This window comes from Mesorhizobium sp. M7A.F.Ca.US.005.03.1.1 (assembly GCF_003997975.1).
In the GTDB taxonomy this organism is placed as follows: Bacteria; Pseudomonadota; Alphaproteobacteria; order Rhizobiales; family Rhizobiaceae; genus Mesorhizobium; species Mesorhizobium ciceri.
Window position 1 is genome coordinate 21,278 of record NZ_RZRO01000066.1, and the last position, 16,923, is coordinate 38,200.

A 16,923-nucleotide genomic window follows, 5' to 3' on the forward strand; every position below is an offset into this window, starting at 1 on the left:
AAGAATTGAGCGACTCCGGCCGCCAGCGTCAGATCGTCGAACTGTTGCGGGATCGTCCGTTCGCTTCGGTGCGCGAGTTGCAGGAGCGGCTTGGCGTTTCAGCCGCGACGGTCAGGCGCGATATCGACAGGATCGACGAGGCCGGCGAAGCGCGGAAGGTCTATGGCGGCATATCGGCGCTCGACGGCGCTTCCCAGGCCGGTGTTGCCTACGCCAGGCCCTACGACGAGAACCGCGACCTTGCGGTCGAGGCCAAGCGGCAGATCGCCGCTCTCGCGGCGACCATGGTGCGCGACGGCGACGCCGTCATCGTGCATGGCGGCTCGACCTGCTTCCATCTGGGCGTCAAGCTCGCTGAGCGCAACATCCGCCTCTACACCAACTCGATGCCGCTGGCGGCCTATCTCAGCGACCACGGCCATTGCAGCCTGACGGTTGCGGGCGGTGATCTGCATCGCGAACCCGGCATCATCCATTCGCTCAGCCAAGCCGTGCCCTTCTATGCCTCCAAATTCTTTCTCGGCGCGCAAGGCCTTGGCCAGGAAGGCGTGATGGAATCGCACCCGCTGCTGGTACGCTCGATCGTCGATCTCAGCCTTTGCGCCGACCAGATCGTGGTGCTGGCCGACAGCCGCAAACTGTCGATCCACGCGCGCAATGTCGCGTTGCCGCTTTCCCGCATCGGCACGCTGGTCACCGACGACGGTCTCTCCGACGCCGATGCGCGCATGCTGGAGGACGCCGGCGTCATGGTGCGGATAGCCTCGGGAGCCATCCAGTGAAGGTGGCTGTCCTCGATTTCGGCAAGACCAATTCGAAGCTGTTCGTCTTCGGCCAGGACGGGCGGATCATCGACGAGCGCCGGACACAGCCGAAATGGGTGCGCCAAGGCGTCTTCAGCGTGCTCGACGAGGCGGCGCTCCACCATTGGGCGCTCAGCGCCGTTGCCGATGCGGTCGACGGTCATGGAGTGGAAGGGGTCATGGTGTCGGGCCATGGCTGCACCTTTGCCTTGGTCGACGAAGTGGCGCTGACGCATCCGATCCTCGATTACGAGCAAGAGCCGCCGGCCGAGATTGCCGCGCGGATCGATCGCCGCGTTCCGGACTTTTCCGAGACCTTTTCGCCGCGGCTGCCGCTCGGCTTCAACTACGGCCGCCACATGCTGTGGCTGCAGGAGGTCGATCCCGACGCGTTCGCTACGTCGAAATCGATCCTCGGCTATCCGCAATACTGGAGCTGGCGCCTTGGCGGGCGGGCGGTCTCGGAAGTGTCCTATCTCGGCTGCCATTCGCATCTGTGGGCGCCGCGGAGCCAGGACTTTTCCTCGCTGGTCAACGCGCAGGGCTGGCGTGACCGGATGCCTGGCTTCGAGCGCGCCGGCACTGTTATCGGCGAGCACCGCCTCGACGCTGCGGCGCGACCGATCGCCATCCACAACGGCGTCCATGATTCGAATGCGGCGCTCTATGCCTATCGCCGGCAGGAGCTTGGCCCGGTCACCGTCGTTTCGACCGGCACCTGGGTCGTCGTGCTCAATCCGGATTGCCCGCTCGACGCACTCGACCGGGATCGCGACATGCTGGTCAATGTCGATGTCGGCGGCGGCCCGGTGCCGACCATTCGCTTCATGGGCGGGCGCGAATTCGCAACCATCAGCGGCGGCTGGCAAGGCGAGATCGCCCGTCCGGTGGTGCAGCAGGTGATCGATGCCGGCATCATGGCGCTGCCGAGCTTCGCGCCAGGCGGGCCGATGCCCAGTCAGTCCGGCCGGCTGGTGGGGCGCACGCCCGATGCCGAGGAACGCGCGGCGGCGGCGCTGCTCTACGTCGCGCTGATGGTCGATCTGTCGCTCGACCTCATCCATTCGAACAACACGGTGATCGTCGATGGCGGGCTGAACACAGGCGGTGTGTTGGCCGGACTGCTGGCGCAGTTGCGTCCCGGCCAGGCTTTCCTGCAGGGCGCCACGCTGGAGGGCAGCGCCACGGGTGCAGCGGCGCTCGCCTTCGAGAGCGTCGGGCGCGAATTCGCCGCCGAAGTTCCAGAGCCGGTGCACGCGTCGCGTTTCACCGGGTTGGCAGGCTATCGCAGCAACTGGCGTGACGCCACGATGGACCAGGGCGTCGCCGGTGCGGCAGTGGGAGGTGCGCGATGAGTGCGATTGCCCAGGCCGAGACGGCGCGCCAGCCGGTGCTGGAGATGCGGCACATCTCCAAGACGTTCGGCGCGATCCGTGCCTTGCACGATGTCTCGCTCAGCGTCCATGCCGGGGAGCTGCACGCCTTGATGGGCGAGAACGGCGCCGGCAAGTCGACATTGATGAAAGTGCTTTCAGGCGCCTATCGGCCGGATGCCGGCGGCGAGATCCTGATCGACGGCATGCCGACTGCGACCGGCGATCCGATCAAGGCGCGCGCCAGCGGCGTCGCGGTGATCTATCAGGAGCTGTCGCTGGCGCCCAATCTGACGGTGGCGCAGAACATCTTCCTCGGCAACGAGCCGCGACGCTTCGGCATCGTCGATCGCGACCAGTGCACCCGGCGCGCCAGCGAGATCATCAAGCGGCTCGGCGTTTCCTTTTCGGCCCGCGACATGGTCTCCAGCCTGTCGCTCGGCGAGCGCCAGCTGGTCGAGATCGCCCGCGCGCTATCGACCAATGCGCGTATCATCGTCATGGACGAGCCGACCACGTCGCTGACCTCGCGCGAGACCGACCGGCTGTTCGAGGTCATCGCGACGCTGAAATCGCAAGGCATCGCCATCATCTACATCAGCCACCGCATGGAAGAGGTGTACCAGCTTGCCGACCGCGTCAGCGTGCTGCGCGACAGCGGTTATGTCGGCACGCTCGAGCGTGCCGACCTCAGTGCCTCGCGCCTCGTCTCGATGATGGTCGGCCGCGATTTGTCGGCTTTCTACAAGAAGGATCATCGGCCGCCGGACGAAAAGCGCGCGGTGGCGCTCTCGGTGCGCGCCATGTCCGACGGCCGTCTCCTGAAAAACTGTTCGTTCGACCTGCACAAGGGCGAGGTGCTGGCGCTGGCGGGTCTGGTCGGTTCCGGCCGCACAGAGCTTGCGCGGCTGATCTTCGGCGCCGACAGGCACATTTCAGGCACGCTGGAACTCGACGGCAAACCTGTAACCATCGGCTCGCCGCGCGAGGCGCTCGATGCCGGCATCGCCTATCTGACCGAGGACCGCAAGGAACTCGGCCTGTTCCTCGACATGTCGACCTCCGACAATATCAGCATGGGCGTGCTGGCGCGGGATTCGCGCGCCGGCGGCTTGCGCGACTTCGCGGCCGCCGAAAGGCGTGCTTCCAAGGCCGTTGCCGATCTCTCCATCCGCACCAGTTCGGTGCAGGCCAATGCCGGCTCGCTGTCGGGCGGCAACCAGCAGAAGGTGCTGCTCGCCCGCCTGCTCGAGACCGAGCCGAAGGTCGTCATCCTCGACGAGCCGACCCGCGGCGTCGATGTCGGAGCGAAATCGGAAATCTACCGGCTGATCGACAATCTCGCCAAGCAGGGCATCGCCATCCTGATGATCTCCAGCGAACTGCCCGAGGTGATCGGTGTCGCCGATCGCGTGCTGGTGATGCGCGACGGCACGATATCGGGCGAGGTGACGGCATCGCAAGGCGAACCGCTAAGCCAGGAGGAAATCATGGAACTTGCAACGGGAGCGGCTCAGCAATGACCGACAAGGCGACCGAGATCAGCGCAGGCGGCAAAGCCACCGGCACGAGCCGACGGTTGCGCACGGCTTTCGCTGCCCTTGGCATGCTGCCGGTGCTGATCCTGCTGGCGGCCGGCTTCCAGTTCCTGAACCCGCGCTTCCTGACCGAGACCAACCTGTTGATCGTCACCCAGCAGTCGTCGATCAACATCGTGCTGGCGGCCGGCATGACCTTCGTCATCCTCACCGGCGGCATCGACCTGTCCGTCGGCGCCATCCTCGCCGCATCGGCGATGGTGGCGGTGATCGTATCGCTGGTGCCGGACTGGGGTTTGCTCGGCGTGCCGGCGGCCATTCTGGTCGGCCTCGGCTTCGGCCTCGTCAACGGGCTGCTCATCGCCTACATCAAGCTGCCGCCCTTCATCGTCACGCTGGGTTCGCTGACCGCGGTGCGCGGTGTCGCCCGCCTGCTCGGCCAGGACACGACGGTGTTCAATTCGGACCTGCCGTTCGATTTCATCGGCAACGGTTCGCTGTTCGGCATCCCGTGGCTGGTCATCATCGCACTGTCGGTGGTGGTGCTGTCCTGGCTGGTGCTCAAGCGCACCGTGCTCGGCACCTGGATCTACGCCGTCGGCGGCAATGCCGAAGCGGCGCGGCTGACCGGTATCAAGGTGCCGCTGGTGCTGCTCTTCGTCTATGGCGTTTCCGGCCTGCTGGCCGGCCTCGGCGGCGCCATGTCGGCGGCCCGGCTCTACGCCGCCAACGGCTTGCAGCTGGGCCAGTCCTACGAACTCGACGCCATTGCCGCGGTCATTCTCGGCGGCACCAGCTTCGTCGGCGGCGTCGGCTCGATCTGGGGAACGCTGATCGGCGGCCTGATCATCGCGGTGCTCTCCAACGGGCTCATCTTGGCCGGTGTCTCGGACATCTGGCAGTACATCATCAAGGGATTGGTCATCATCGTGGCGGTCGCCCTCGACCGCTACAGGCTCCAGGCAGGAGCAAGAACGTGATTGACCTTAGTCGCCGGCGTCAACGACCGGTTTGTGTAACGCACCGTGAGAGGCGCGGGGCAATCGGAGGAAAGCAATGAAGACCATCGCCAAACTGCTCTGCGGCGTCGCACTCGCGTCGCTCGCCATCGCGCCTGCTTCGGCCAAGGACCTCAACAAGGTCGGTATCTCGGTCGGCCTGCTCGGCAATCCCTTCTTCGTCGCCACCATCAAGGGCATCGAGGACGCGGCCAAGAAGATCAACCCGAAGGTCGAGGTGACCTCGGTATCGGCCGACTATGACCTCAACAAGCAGGTCTCGCAGGTCGATTCGTTCATCGCCGCCGGTGTCGACGTGATCATGCTCAATGCCGTCGACGCCAAGGCGATCGCGCCGGCGGTGAAGAAGGCACAGGCCGCAGGTATCGTCGTTGCCGCCTTCGACGTTTCGGCGCCGGGCGCCGACGTCACCGTGATGACCAACAACGTCAAGGCCGGCGAAGAGGCCTGCCAGTACCTGGTCGACCATACCGGCGGCAAGGGCGACTACGTCATCCTCAACGGACCGGCATCGTCGTCGATCCTGGAGCGGGTGAAGGGCTGCAAGAACGTGCTTTCGCAGCATCCCGACATCAAGATCCTCTCCGACGACCAGAATGCCGAAGGCTCGCGCGACGGCGGCCTGAAGGTGTTCCAGTCGCTGCTCACCCGCTTCGACAAGATCGATGCGGTGTTTGCCATCAATGACCCGACGGCGATCGGCGCCCAGCTCGCTGCCAAGCAGCTCAACCGTTCGGAGTTCATCTTCACCGCCGTCGACGGCGCGCCCGATATCGAGAAGGAACTCTCTTCCGGCACCTCGATGATCAAGGCCTCGGCCTCGCAGGATCCCTATGTGATGGCCGGCCAGTCACTGACGATGGCGGCCGAACTGCTGGCCGGCAAGAAGCCGGTGGAGCCGACCGTTCTGCTCGACCCGAAGCTGATCACGGCCGAGAACCTGAAGGACTACAAGGGCTGGACCGCAGCCCGCTAAATTCTTCCCAAGACCGGTGCGGCCGGGATGACCCGGCCGCACCTTGTCAGCACCGGAGACGATGATGTCGCGTATTGGAATCCATTCTTTCGTCTGGTCGGCGAGCTCGGCTCAGGCCGATCTGGAGCGCACGCTGGCCAACACCAGGGAGGCCGGCTTCGACCTCATCGAATTCTCCTATCTCGACCCCGCCAATGTCGACATCGGCGGGCTTGCGGGGCGCATCGCCGATCTTGGCCTCGGCGTGGCGATCAGCATCGGATTGCCTGGTGATGGCGATATTTCGAGCGCCGACAAGGCAATTGCCGCGCGCGGCGTCGAAATCCTCAACGACACCATCGCGCTGACGCGTGACCTCGGCGGTCGGAAGGTCGCCGGCATTCTCTCGACCAGCCACGGATTGCAGGTCGAGGCGCCGACGCGCGATCAATGGCAGCGCAGTGCCGGCACGCTGGCCAAGGTTGCCGAAACAGCCAAGGCGGCCGGCGTCACGCTCAACCTCGAGATCGTCAACCGCTTCGAAAGCAATCTGCTCAACACCGCCGCGCAAGGACTGGCCTTCATCGAGGACACTGGCTCGGACAACATCTTCCTGCATCTCGACACGTTCCACATGAACATCGAGGAGGCCGATGTCGGGCTGGCCATCCGTCAAGCCGCGGACAAGATCGGCTATGTCCATATCGGCGAAAGCCATCGCGGCTTCCTCGGCACCGGCAATATCGATTTCGCCGCGATCTTCGATGCGCTGACGGCGATCGGCTACAGCGACGATCTCAGCTTCGAATCCTTCTCTTCGGAAATCGTCGATGAGCACCTGTCGAAGAAGACCGCCATCTGGCGCAATCTGTGGACGGACAACATGGCGCTGGCCAAGCACGCGCACGCCTTCATCGGGCTCGGGCTGGAGACGGCAAGGCGCAAGGCGGAACTCGTTTCGGCGCGCCACAAACCCTGACCCGCCCTTCGAGAGCCGAAGGGCGCGGCGTGCGCCGCATGGCAGGGCTCTGACTTCAAATCAACAAACGGCCTCGTGGCAGCCAGTGCTGGCAGCTTTTGCGCCGCCAGCTTTTTCGCGATAGGAATTTTTTCTTGACTCGGTGACCTCAGCTATGGTACATTTTTGCCTATGGTGCTGATTTGCGCCAGTGACCCGCCGCACAGGCGGGTTTTTGTTTGATGCACCGTCAGCCAAGGTGCCGGCCGTATGGCGCCGGCATTGCTCGCGGCAGGTGCATCGGTTATCTGACCGGCCAGGCAAACAGCGCCACGCAATCCCCAAACGGAGTTCAGCACATGACACGCGAGACAATCCTCAAATTCGGCACCGTCGAACACGCGGACGCAGGCGATCTGGCTGGCTGGATCGTCGTCGAGGGCAGGCCGACCATGCAAACCGCCGTCCAGCACACGACCGAGGACGGCAAGGTGTTGTCGGGCACCTGGCGGGCGACGCCCGGCACCTATCACGCCACCTATACCGACTATGAGTTCGTGCACATGATCGCCGGCCGCATCATCATCACGCCGGACGGCGGCACGCCGGTCGAGGTCGGCCCCGGCGATGCCTTCGTCGTGGAAGCGGATTTCAAGGGAACCTGGAAGATCATCGAGCCGGTGACGAAGCATTTTGTCGTGCGGGTCGGCTGAAGCGGGGTGATCCGTCTGGCCCGCCATCGCGGCGAGTGCTCAAGCGAAGCTTTTTCGTGCCTCCGGAGGCCTTTTGGAGGCCATCCCACCCGACATCGCGTGGGTGTCGCCGATGGCTCGGAGGAGGTGCGCTGACCTGGGCGCGGTAAGCGTATTCGCTGATCTCTGCATTCGCCGGGGCCTCGGCCAGGCCACTCCTCGGACTCCGGTCATTGGGTCATGAAGGCGTCTGCGGCGTCATCCAGACGGTCGGCCTCGACATGAATGATACGGCACTCGCCAGCCAAGCGCCCTCTCATCGGTGCTTGCCGGCCAGGTATCCTTGATAGACCGGATTGATCCCCTAGTTCTTTCGGGGGCGCGGCAATCGCGAGGTTGCCTCGGGGGCAGCGGCGGTTCGCGCCGTTCTGACTGCACGCCGCGGAAAGACGGTTGGACCGACGCATCCATGGAGGTCGTCGTGCGTCAATCGCGTGGATTCACCTGTGCGTATTTCGTCTTAGCTTGCTCGATCGCGGTAGTTTGCGCAGGAGCTGCAACCGGTGGTCAGCAAGGCGGAGGGCATGGCAACGGCGGCCATGGTTCTGGTGACCATGGGGGCGGTGGAGGTCATGACGCCGGCGGCAACGAGGGCGGCTCGCACAAAGGGACTGGCGACGATCCCGGCGGCTCCAGTTCGTCGGCGGACGACAGCGAGACCAGCACCAGCGGCACTACGACAGCCCCGGGGACGGTAGGTTCGGCCACCGCTACTGCTGTTGCGTCCGCAAGGGGCGGACAGTCGCTCGACTTCCCGGCCGCTCTCCAGCCTCCCAGCGACAGCAAGACTCAATCAACAGTCAGCCGAACCGAGGCGCTGCCGGGCGTCCCGGATAATGTCGTTCGGGCCTGCCATGATGCCATCGAGTCGGCCGCCGCTCCGTTGGGGGCGACCAGCGTGCGCGTCACCAGCGCGGGCTTCGTACATCAGTTGAGTCGGGCGACGATCTCGGCCCCCATCGAGGTCAGCATCGACTATGCGCGGCAAGGCAGCGTGGAAACGCGGCAGGCGGCGATCCAATGCGAATTGGACGCGACAGGCAGCGTGATCGGTCTGACATAGCGCATCGCGCAGAACACTCTCGCTGATGAAGCAGGGTGAATTCGAGAGGCCATTCATCTTTGGCCGAAATGGCAGCAGGCCTCGGGTGTGTTACGAAGGGGTGCGGGGCATCAAAAATGGCCTTCCACGGAAGCGACCGCGCAATCGGAAATCACTGCGGTGTCACGTGTCTTGGCAAGAGCGAATAAGGAAGTGTGATCGAACGCACCCGGGTCATCCGCGAAGGGTTGCGAACCTTGCCAATCTTCTTGCTGACGGCCTTCACCTGGCTGGCTGCCGCGCGGCCAGAACGCGGCTTCAGGGGCGGTTCGATCTGCGCGCTGCGGCGCTCGGTCCTGAGCCTGTCGTTGTCCCCGCGCGCCGCAGCCAAGTCGCGGGCAAGAGAAACACTGGCCTGGCGTTGCTCGTCCAGAGCCTCCTGAAGTTTAGCGACACGCACCAAAAGAGCTTGGGCGGCGGCTTCGCGCTCGATGCGTGCTCTGTCGAGATCCTCACGATTCATGACGGCTGTAGTACGTTCCCGTGCCAGGGCCTGTGCCGTCTCGGTTGCGGCCTGCTCGGCACGCTCTTTCGCTGAGACTGCCTTGGCTCGCTCCAGTTCAGCCGCCTGGCGCTCGATGCGAGCTTTTTTCAGCTCCTCAACGGCTGCTGCTGCTGCAGCGCGTTCTCGTGCGAGCGTTCGCTCCGTGTCAGCTGCGGTCTGCTCCACTTGTTGTCTCGCTGTGACCGCGTCGGTCCGTTCGCGCTCAGCCGCAGCCGTACGCTTCATGAGTGCGGCATTGGCCAGTTTCGCTTCGGCGAGATCGCCACGAAGCAGCTCCGTCTTCCGGTGCTCGTCGTCGAGTATGCCGCTCGCCTGCGCCAGTGAAGCCTTGGCCGTGGCGCGATCCTTGGCGGCCTCGGTCTCAAGCTGTTCAATTTGGACGCGCGCTTGCGAGAAATCGCGCGCCTGCCTTTGGGCTTGCTCCTGCTCGAGATGAGCAGCGGGCATCTCCTTAAGGACATAGCTGGCGCCCTCGCTCAGCATCGTGCCGGCCTCTCCCGCAATGCGCCGCAACGCCTCAAGGGTGCGGGCTGCCGCGAGTTCATTGCGCAACCGCTCCTCGCGCGCGTCATCGGCAGCTGCCATGCTTGCCCTCAGCGTGTGGATCTGCTTGCTCGCCTCGAGGAGCGCTCCCTGCAGAGCGGCGCTCCTGGCACGCTCGCCTTCCGCCGCCCGGTGCTCCTGGTCGGCCAATTGTCTCGCAGCGGCAGCCTGAGCACGATCCGTCCCGGTTTGCGCCTGGTTAGCCGTGAGATCCGGGCCAAGCAATTCGGCACTCGCCTGAAATCCCAACGGGCGCGAAAGGTCTCGATGGGCCTGGTCTTGGGTTTGCGAGATGGCGGAAGCGCTTTCGACCCAGATTTGTCTCGTCATCGCATAGCCAATCGGCGCAGCCAGACAAATGGCGGCGAGACCCAAGCGCGATACAAGAACGATCGGCCTGCGAACGACAGGGTTTGAGGCAGGCGCCATGGCCGGGTCGGGATCTCTCATCTGAGCTGTGAAATTCAAACCGCGATCCGCAGCATAGGCCAACGGAGCAATTTTTGGCGGTGAAGCCTTATGGCGCAATTGGTCCCGTGCCGACCCGCAAATCCGCTTCCCACGTTCCGCGATCGCGCTGATGGATGCTGCAAGCCGGCCAGACTGCACTCTGTTCGGTGCAGGAGCACCGGTCTCGACCACTGACGAGCTCCCGCTGGGTTCGGATGTCGCGGCGAAATGTTCGATTCGCACTCCGAACCGAGAGTAGTTGGAATTTTGAGCCCGAACATTCAGGCCGACCGCATGCAAGGGGTTGGCAGCCTTGGAAGAAGCAGGCCCGGCGACAAGTCCGGCCGGGCTTTCCCATTCCCAAGAAGCCTCGTCGGCGATACCGGATCTGCCTTCGTCAAACGCTGCAAGGCGGCGCCGTCGCACCGCGGCAAGGATACGCCGGAGCACAAGATAGACGCCCACCGATGCAAGCGTCACCACTGCGCTCAGAATGGCCAGATTTACGTCGTTTGCATACATTTCGGCAAGATAATTTGGCATTGCCGTGCCCGTGCGTTCTGGTGGTATTGCCAAGTTCATAAAGCGATGTCTGGTCATTCGCCTTGGTATTCGCCAAGGCCTTACCGCTCTCGGAGCGTCGCTTTCTTCGGGATCCTTCTGGTCCTTGCGAATTGTTGCGGATGGCGGGGCGCCGGTCGCGTACCGATAGATCGCCCCAGTTGATATTCCGTAGCGGGCAATGGCCGACCAAGGACGCATGCAGGGCTCTGAAACGCCGGTTTGCGCCTCTGCATAGCAACCTCGCGAGAGTTCGCCGGTGCGGACAATTCGCCATTTCCGGGCTTAGGACTGTCCATCATGAACTTTAAGCTAGGTCACAGCGCACCACGGTCAACCATCAGCTCCTAATGATCCTGCAGGCAGCCTTCGGCCAGACGAAAGGGCCATTGTAGTGCCCGCTCTTCGTAGCGAAGCTGATCGTTCCTTGTTCGGTGATGCATTCCCGCCGAGATTAGAATTCGTCGTACTGTTTCGCGAAAAGTACGACGTCAATTTGCTAAGCTGATGCAAAGCATGGTGATCCCGACAGGAATCGAACCTGTGACCTACAGATTAGGAATCTGCCGCTCTATCCTACTGAGCTACGGGACCACGCGGCCAGACACATAGCCGCTTCGGATCGTTTCGCCAAGAGGCCGGCCGAAGGCAATTCGGCCGGCTTTGCGCTGCCGCTGTCAGGCGGCCAGCGCGGTTTCAGCCAGTTTCACCCAGTAGCTCATGCCGTGCGGGATGACCTCGTCGTTGAAATCGTAGGCCGGGTTGTGGAGGCCGGCGGTATCACCATTGCCGATGAAGATGAAGGCGCCGGGGCGGGCTTCGAGCATGTAGGAGAAATCCTCGCCGCCCATCACCGGCTGGATGCCGCGGTGGACATGGGCGTCGCCGGCGACACTCATCGCGACGTCACCGGCAAACACCGTCTCTTCCGCGTGGTTGAAGGTCACGGGGTAATTCGCCTGGTAGTCGACCTCGATCCTGGCCCCGAACGCGGTCGCCAGCCCGTCGCAAATGCTGCGGATGCGCTCTTCGGACTTCTTGGCGATTTCTTTTCGCAAGGTGCGCACGGTGCCGGCGATTTCGGCGGTTTCGGGGATGATGTTGTAGGCATCGCCGGCGTGGAACTTGGTCACCGACACCACCACGGCCTCGACCGGATCGGTGCTGCGCGAGGCGATCGTCTGCAAGGCGCCGACCAGTTGGCTGGTGATGACGATCGGGTCGATCGTGCCGTGCGGCATCGCCGCGTGGCCACCCTTGCCGCGCACGGTGATGGTGAATTCGGCGGTCGCCGCCATGATCGGGCCCGGGCGAATGGCGAACTGCCCGACAGGCAGGCCCGGCATGTTGTGCATGCCGAACACCCTGGAGATGTCGAAACGCTCCATCATGCCGTCCTTGACCATCTCGTTGCCGCCGCCGCCGCCCTCTTCGGCCGGCTGGAAGATCACCGCCACCGAACCGGTGAAGTTGCGCGTCTCGGCGAGGTATTTGGCCGCACCCAGCAGCATCGCCGTGTGGCCGTCATGGCCGCAGGCATGCATCTTGCCGGGGATGGTCGAGGCGTAGGGCTTTCCTGATATCTCGTTGAGCGGCAGCGCGTCCATGTCGGCGCGCAGGCCGATGGTGGGGCCTTCGCCCTGGCGGCCGCGGATGATGCCGACCACGCCGGTCTTGCCGAGCCCGGTGACCACATCGTCGCAGCCGAAGGCCTTCAGCTTTTCGGTGACGAAGGCGGCGGTCTTGAAGACGTCGAAGTTCAGTTCTGGCGTCTGGTGCAGATGCTGGCGCCAGCCGGCAACTTCGTCCTGCATTTCGGCGGCACGGTTCAGGATTGGCATGATGGTTCCATCTCGCTGTTGGGACGGCGGGTGTTGGCCGCTGCCTTGCAATTGTGATCGCCAGGCACTTTGCCATCTTGGCGTCACATAGAGTAAATAGCACCGCAACAATGGGGTCCGGTTTTTGAGGGTCGGACCATATGCTGGCGATCGCGTAATGAAATCTTACGGAGCCAGGGGCGACTACGGCAAGAGGCGATTTCGGATTTGATCATGCGGTACAGGCATTTCCTCAAACTATTCTCGGCTGGCACAATCGCGCTGTCGGTTGTGGCCGGGCCGGCGCTGGCCAATCCGGTGGTCGTGTTCGACCTCGGCAGCGGCAAGATCCTGCAGCATCAGGATGCGTTCAAGCGCTGGTATCCGGCGTCGCTGAGCAAGCTGATGACCGCTTACGTCACCTTTCGGGCGATCGCGGCCGGCGAGGTACAGCTCGATTCGCCGATCAAGGTGACCAAACACTCCGCCGCCGAGCCGCCAAGCAAGATGGGCTTCAAGCCGGGCTCGGTGATGCGGCTCGACAATGCGCTGAAGATGATGCTGGTCAAATCGGCCAACGACATTGCCATGGCTGTCGGCGAAAATGTCGGCGGTTCGCAGGCGGCCTTTGCCGACCGGATGAACGCCGAGGCGACCCGGCTCGGCATGAACGGCACGCATTTCGTCAATCCGAACGGGCTCTATTCGCCGGATCAGTACACGACGGCGCGCGACCTCGCCGTGCTGGTGATGGCGATCCGCCGCGAATTTCCGCAATATGTGCCGTGGTTCTCGATCGAGGGCCTTGCCGTCGGCAAGAAGGCGATCCCCAACTACAATCTCTTGATCGGCCGCTATCCCGGTGCCGATGGCATGAAGACCGGCTTTGTCTGCCCCTCCGGCTTCAACATGATCGGTTCGGCGACGCGCAACGGGCGCACGCTGGTCGCGGTTGTGCTTGGCGAGAAGTCGGCGGTCACCCGCGCCGAGACGGCGGCAAAACTGCTCGATCAGGGGTTCGACACGCCTGTCGCCGGCTCGGCCACCGTCACCACGCTGGCGCCCTATGGCGACACGGTCTCACCCAACGACATGCAGGACGAGGTCTGCAAGAAGAAGACGCCGCAGGAGCAGTCCGAGGCGCCGCCGGCCGCCGCCAAGAACGTGCCGAAATCACCCTATCAGGAAAAGCTCGACCATGTGCCGACGCTGGTTGCCGTCGGCCTTGGCGGCGCCACCGGTCCGGCGCCGAAGGCCATCCTCGACCAGGGCGCGCAGGAATTTGCCGATGTGCCGATCCCGAGCTGGCGGCCCGACAGGCCGGCACCGGCCGGCACCGGCCCGAAGATTGCCGGCTCCGCCGCGCAGGGCGACCAGCCGGTCAAGGTTGCGAACTAGCCAATGGGCAGCGGCTTCCCGATCCCAGTCTCGGTGCTGACCGGCTTCCTCGGCGCCGGCAAGACGACGCTGCTCAACCGGCTGCTCAAGGATCCGGCGCTGGCCGACACCGCGGTGATCATCAACGAGTTCGGCGAGGTGGCGATCGACCATTTGCTGGTCGAGCAGTCTTCCGACGGCATCATCCAGCTGTCGGACGGCTGCCTGTGCTGCACGGTGCGCGGCGAACTGGTCGATACGCTGGCCGACCTGGTCGACAGACTGCAGACCGGCCGCATTGCCCGGCTCGCCCGCGTCATCGTCGAAACCACCGGCCTTGCCGACCCGGCGCCGGTGCTGCAGTCGATCATGGCGCATCCGGCGCTGATCCAGGCCTTCCGGCTCGACGGCGTCATCACTTTGGTCGATGCCGTCAACGGCAACGCCACGCTCGATGCCCATGTCGAGGCGGTAAAGCAGGTTGCCGTCGCCGACCGCATCGTGCTCAGCAAAGCCGATCTGGCCACCGACCCCAATGAGCTGGAAATGCTGCGGGCGCGCCTGCGGCAGATCAATCCGGGCGCCGAACTGCTCGATGCCGGCGACACGGAGACAGGCGTGGCGGCGCTGTTTGATTGCGGCCTCTACAACCCGGCAACCAAATCCGCCGATGTGCGGCGCTGGCTTGGCGAGGAAGCGGCGCACGATCATCACCATCATGCTGGTCATGATCACGAGCATGGCCATGACCACGGCCATCGTCACGATCAGCGCGTGCGCTCCTATTCGCTGGTGCATGACGGCCCGGTGCCGTTTTCGGCGATCGAGATGTTCCTCGACCTGCTGCGTTCGACCCATGGCGAGCGCCTGCTGCGCATGAAGGGCGTCATCGAGCTCAGGGAAGACCCGTCGCGGCCGCTGGTGATCCATGGCGTGCAGAAGATCCTGCATCCGCCGGTGCAATTGCCGTCCTGGCCGGATGGCCAGCGTGGCACGCGGCTGGTGCTGATCACGCTCGACATGCCGGAAGATTATATCCGCAGGCTGTTCGCCGCCTTCACCGACCGGCCGTCGGTTGACACGCCCGACCGCGCGGCGCTGGAAAACAATCCGCTGGCGATCGCCGGGCGGTAGCCCCCAACGATTACGGCGCGCCGCGCTCGACCAGGAAGCGATGGCCGCCGGAGACCGCGGCCGTTTCAATCAACTGGTGGCCGCTCTCGGAGCAGAATGCCGGAATGTCGATGACGGCGAGCGGGTCGGTGGTCTCCAACCAGAGCCGACTGCCCGGTTGCATCCCCGCCAGGCGCTTCTTGGCCTTGAGCACGGGCAAGGGGCAGTTCAGCCCCTTGAGGTCATAAATAGCGGCGCGATCAGCCACGGGCGATATCAACCGCCGAACATGCCGAGCAGCTTGTTCTTCAGCTTCGTCACGCGACTCTCGTCGGCACTCGCCGCTTGCGTTTCAGCCATTGGCGCCGTTTCCGAAGGAGCCGCGATGGTCGCGGTGGCGACTGGGGCCTCCTTGGCGGCCTTCTCGGCCTCCTTTTCGGCCAGAGCCTGGGCCTTGGCGGCTTCCTTGGCTTGCTTAGCCGCCTCAATGGCAGCCAGCCTCTGCTCCTCGGCCTTCTGCTTGGCAGCTTTTTCCGCGTCAAGAGCCGCCATCTTGCGGCCAGCGGGCGAATCGATGCGGCCCATGCGTGCCGTCTCGGTGACCGAGCCGTCATTGTTGAGCGACGGCGGATCGATCGGTACGCGTTCGCCGCGTGCGCGGCGCTTGGACCAGTCGGAGACGATGCTGGCTTCCTTGATACCGGCGATGGTCGGCTTGGGCGCCGGCACGCTGGCCTTGACCGCGCCGCTGAACGCCGCGTCATAGGTGCTCATGTAGGAATTGTAGGCGCTCTTCAGCGAATCAGGCTGCGTCGTCGCCGGGCAGGCGCCAGTCGGATCGAATGTCTGACCGTCGGCGGCTACCTGGTTGAAGACATAACGCTTCTCGCAGACATCGACCTTCGGCGGCACCTTGGTGATCTCGAAATTGTCGTAGCCGACCTTGAGCATCTTCCAGAAGTCGTAATTCGGGTCGTTGCGGTAGCGCGCCATGTTGGCGGCGGTCATGCGGAACGGAAACGCCTGGATCTGGAACTCGGTCTGGCCGCCCTGGAAGGCGTCGCGGCCGAAGGCATAGATCTGCTCGATCTGCGCATCGGTCATCGAATAGCAGCCCGACGACGAACAGGCGCCGTGCACCATCAAATTGGAGCCGGTGCGGCCGTTGGCGCGGTCATAGGCGTTGGGATAGCCGATGTTGAAGGACAGATGGTAGTTCGAGCGCGGATTCATCTGCGCCGGGCGCACCGTGTAGAAGCCTTCCGGCGCCTGGCGGTCGCCTTCGGTGTATTTCGGCCCGAGCTTGCCCGACCATTTGCAGATGTCGTAGCTGGCAACCATGTCATAGCGGCCGTTGGTCTTGGCCTTCCAGATCTCGAGCTTGCCTTCTTCCTTGAAGATGCGGGCCATCACCGACGAGGTGCGGACCATGCCCTTGGCCCTCATGTCGGCGAGGATCTTGTCGGGCAGCGGCTTGTTGGCCTCCGGGGCAAAATCCTTCATCGACGAATTGTTGCAGCCGGCAACGCCGAGGGCAGCGATCAGGATTCCGGTGCGGGCAAGCTTGACAAACATGGCTACGGATATCGTCTTTTCTCTGGCGCCAGGACGTTTCCTGCCCCGGCTGCTACACTGCGCATCGACGGACCCTAAGCCCGTTAACCCTAATAAATTCCTTACCGCAAGTGCCGACGCATCCCCCTGCGGCAGTCTCATTGAGCCGAATGCAGCGGCATTTTTGTGGCAAAAATGCTCCGCTCCGCCACATTGTTGCGGCCAAGGGTGCCTGTGGTCAGAGACTGCGGCCCATGGCCAGGTATTTTTCGCGGCGCTGTTCGCGGAAATCGGTGTTGGCGCCGGCGAAGTCCTTCATCGTCCTGGCGATGAGGTCTCCGGTCGCGGCGATCACGGTTTCGGCGCCGCGATGCGCACCGCCGAGCGGCTCGGGGATGATGGCGTCGATGATCTTCAGTTCCAGAAGATCCTGCGCGGTGATCTTCATGTTGGTCGCCGCGTCCTTCGATCGTGTCGTGTCGCGCCACAGGATCGAGGCG

14 protein-coding genes, 1 tRNA gene and 1 pseudogene are annotated in these 16,923 nt (G+C 63.9%); 10 read left to right on the top strand and 6 right to left on the bottom strand.

Annotated features, from left to right (window positions below):
- The first annotated feature begins 5 nt into the window (after nucleotides 1–5).
- The 8 genes from EN990_RS23790 to EN990_RS23825 all read left to right on the top strand — a co-directional run bounded on the left by EN990_RS23790 (nucleotide 6) and on the right by EN990_RS23825 (nucleotide 8,461).
- Nucleotides 6–782 carry a DeoR/GlpR family DNA-binding transcription regulator gene (locus tag EN990_RS23790; protein ID WP_013529337.1) on the top strand — a complete coding sequence of 259 codons (777 nt, stop codon included), beginning with the start codon at nucleotides 6–8 and terminating at the stop codon, nucleotides 780–782.
- Complete coding sequence (locus EN990_RS23795; protein WP_127384997.1) at nucleotides 779–2,158, top strand: carbohydrate kinase; 1,380 nt, start codon at nucleotides 779–781, stop codon at nucleotides 2,156–2,158. The genes EN990_RS23790 and EN990_RS23795 overlap by 4 nt, the downstream gene beginning before the upstream one ends.
- Nucleotides 2,155–3,699, top strand: a complete 1,545-nt coding sequence (locus EN990_RS23800) for a sugar ABC transporter ATP-binding protein (protein WP_127368605.1) — start codon at nucleotides 2,155–2,157, stop codon at nucleotides 3,697–3,699. Before EN990_RS23795 ends, EN990_RS23800 begins: the two co-directional genes overlap by 4 nt.
- Nucleotides 3,696–4,694: a ribose ABC transporter permease gene (locus EN990_RS23805; RefSeq protein WP_127368606.1), complete on the top strand. Its 999-nt coding sequence runs from the start codon at nucleotides 3,696–3,698 to the stop codon at nucleotides 4,692–4,694. Before EN990_RS23800 ends, EN990_RS23805 begins: the two co-directional genes overlap by 4 nt.
- Nucleotides 4,695–4,770: 76 nt before the next feature.
- Nucleotides 4,771–5,709, top strand: coding sequence for an ABC transporter substrate-binding protein (locus tag EN990_RS23810; RefSeq protein WP_127368607.1), 939 nt, complete (start codon nucleotides 4,771–4,773; stop codon nucleotides 5,707–5,709).
- 64 nt (nucleotides 5,710–5,773) lie between these two features.
- Nucleotides 5,774–6,667 carry a sugar phosphate isomerase/epimerase gene (locus EN990_RS23815; RefSeq protein ID WP_127368608.1) on the top strand — a complete coding sequence of 298 codons (894 nt, stop codon included), beginning with the start codon at nucleotides 5,774–5,776 and terminating at the stop codon, nucleotides 6,665–6,667.
- 338 nt (nucleotides 6,668–7,005) lie between these two features.
- Nucleotides 7,006–7,359: a cupin domain-containing protein gene (locus EN990_RS23820; protein ID WP_024503728.1), complete on the top strand. Its 354-nt coding sequence runs from the start codon at nucleotides 7,006–7,008 to the stop codon at nucleotides 7,357–7,359.
- 448 nt (nucleotides 7,360–7,807) lie between these two features.
- A complete protein-coding gene (locus EN990_RS23825) occupies nucleotides 7,808–8,461 on the top strand; it encodes a hypothetical protein (RefSeq protein WP_127368609.1) in 654 nt (217 codons plus the stop codon).
- A 151-nt stretch (nucleotides 8,462–8,612) separates the two neighbouring features.
- On the opposite strand, the gene EN990_RS36265 is transcribed toward EN990_RS23825, so the two are convergent.
- The 3 genes from EN990_RS36265 to EN990_RS23840 form a co-directional block, all read right to left on the bottom strand.
- Complete coding sequence (locus tag EN990_RS36265) at nucleotides 8,613–10,598, bottom strand: hypothetical protein (RefSeq protein WP_245460927.1); 1,986 nt, start codon at nucleotides 10,596–10,598, stop codon at nucleotides 8,613–8,615.
- A 478-nt stretch (nucleotides 10,599–11,076) separates the two neighbouring features.
- Nucleotides 11,077–11,153 (bottom strand) — tRNA-Arg (locus EN990_RS23835).
- 83 nt (nucleotides 11,154–11,236) lie between these two features.
- A complete protein-coding gene (locus EN990_RS23840; RefSeq protein WP_013529349.1) occupies nucleotides 11,237–12,400 on the bottom strand; it encodes a M20 aminoacylase family protein in 1,164 nt (387 codons plus the stop codon).
- A 213-nt stretch (nucleotides 12,401–12,613) separates the two neighbouring features.
- Here EN990_RS23840 and EN990_RS23845 point away from each other — a divergent pair, with 213 nt between their 5' ends.
- Nucleotides 12,614–13,777, top strand: coding sequence for a D-alanyl-D-alanine carboxypeptidase family protein (locus EN990_RS23845; protein WP_013529350.1), 1,164 nt, complete (start codon nucleotides 12,614–12,616; stop codon nucleotides 13,775–13,777).
- A gap of 3 nt (nucleotides 13,778–13,780) precedes the next feature.
- Entirely contained in the window at nucleotides 13,781–14,890 is a 1,110-nt protein-coding gene (locus tag EN990_RS23850) for a GTP-binding protein (protein ID WP_027162928.1), read from the top strand.
- 10 nt (nucleotides 14,891–14,900) lie between these two features.
- On the opposite strand, the gene EN990_RS23855 is transcribed toward EN990_RS23850, so the two are convergent.
- The 3 genes and pseudogenes from EN990_RS23855 to EN990_RS23865 form a co-directional block, all read right to left on the bottom strand.
- Nucleotides 14,901–15,137, bottom strand: a complete 237-nt coding sequence (locus EN990_RS23855) for a sulfurtransferase TusA family protein (protein ID WP_024503732.1) — start codon at nucleotides 15,135–15,137, stop codon at nucleotides 14,901–14,903.
- Nucleotides 15,138–15,145: 8 nt separating this feature from the next.
- Nucleotides 15,146–16,444 carry a murein L,D-transpeptidase family protein gene (locus EN990_RS23860; protein ID WP_024503733.1) on the bottom strand — a complete coding sequence of 433 codons (1,299 nt, stop codon included), beginning with the start codon at nucleotides 16,442–16,444 and terminating at the stop codon, nucleotides 15,146–15,148.
- Nucleotides 16,445–16,661: 217 nt separating this feature from the next.
- Nucleotides 16,662–16,923 (bottom strand): annotated as a pseudogene (locus EN990_RS23865) (acetyl-CoA carboxylase carboxyl transferase subunit alpha); the annotation flags it as partial.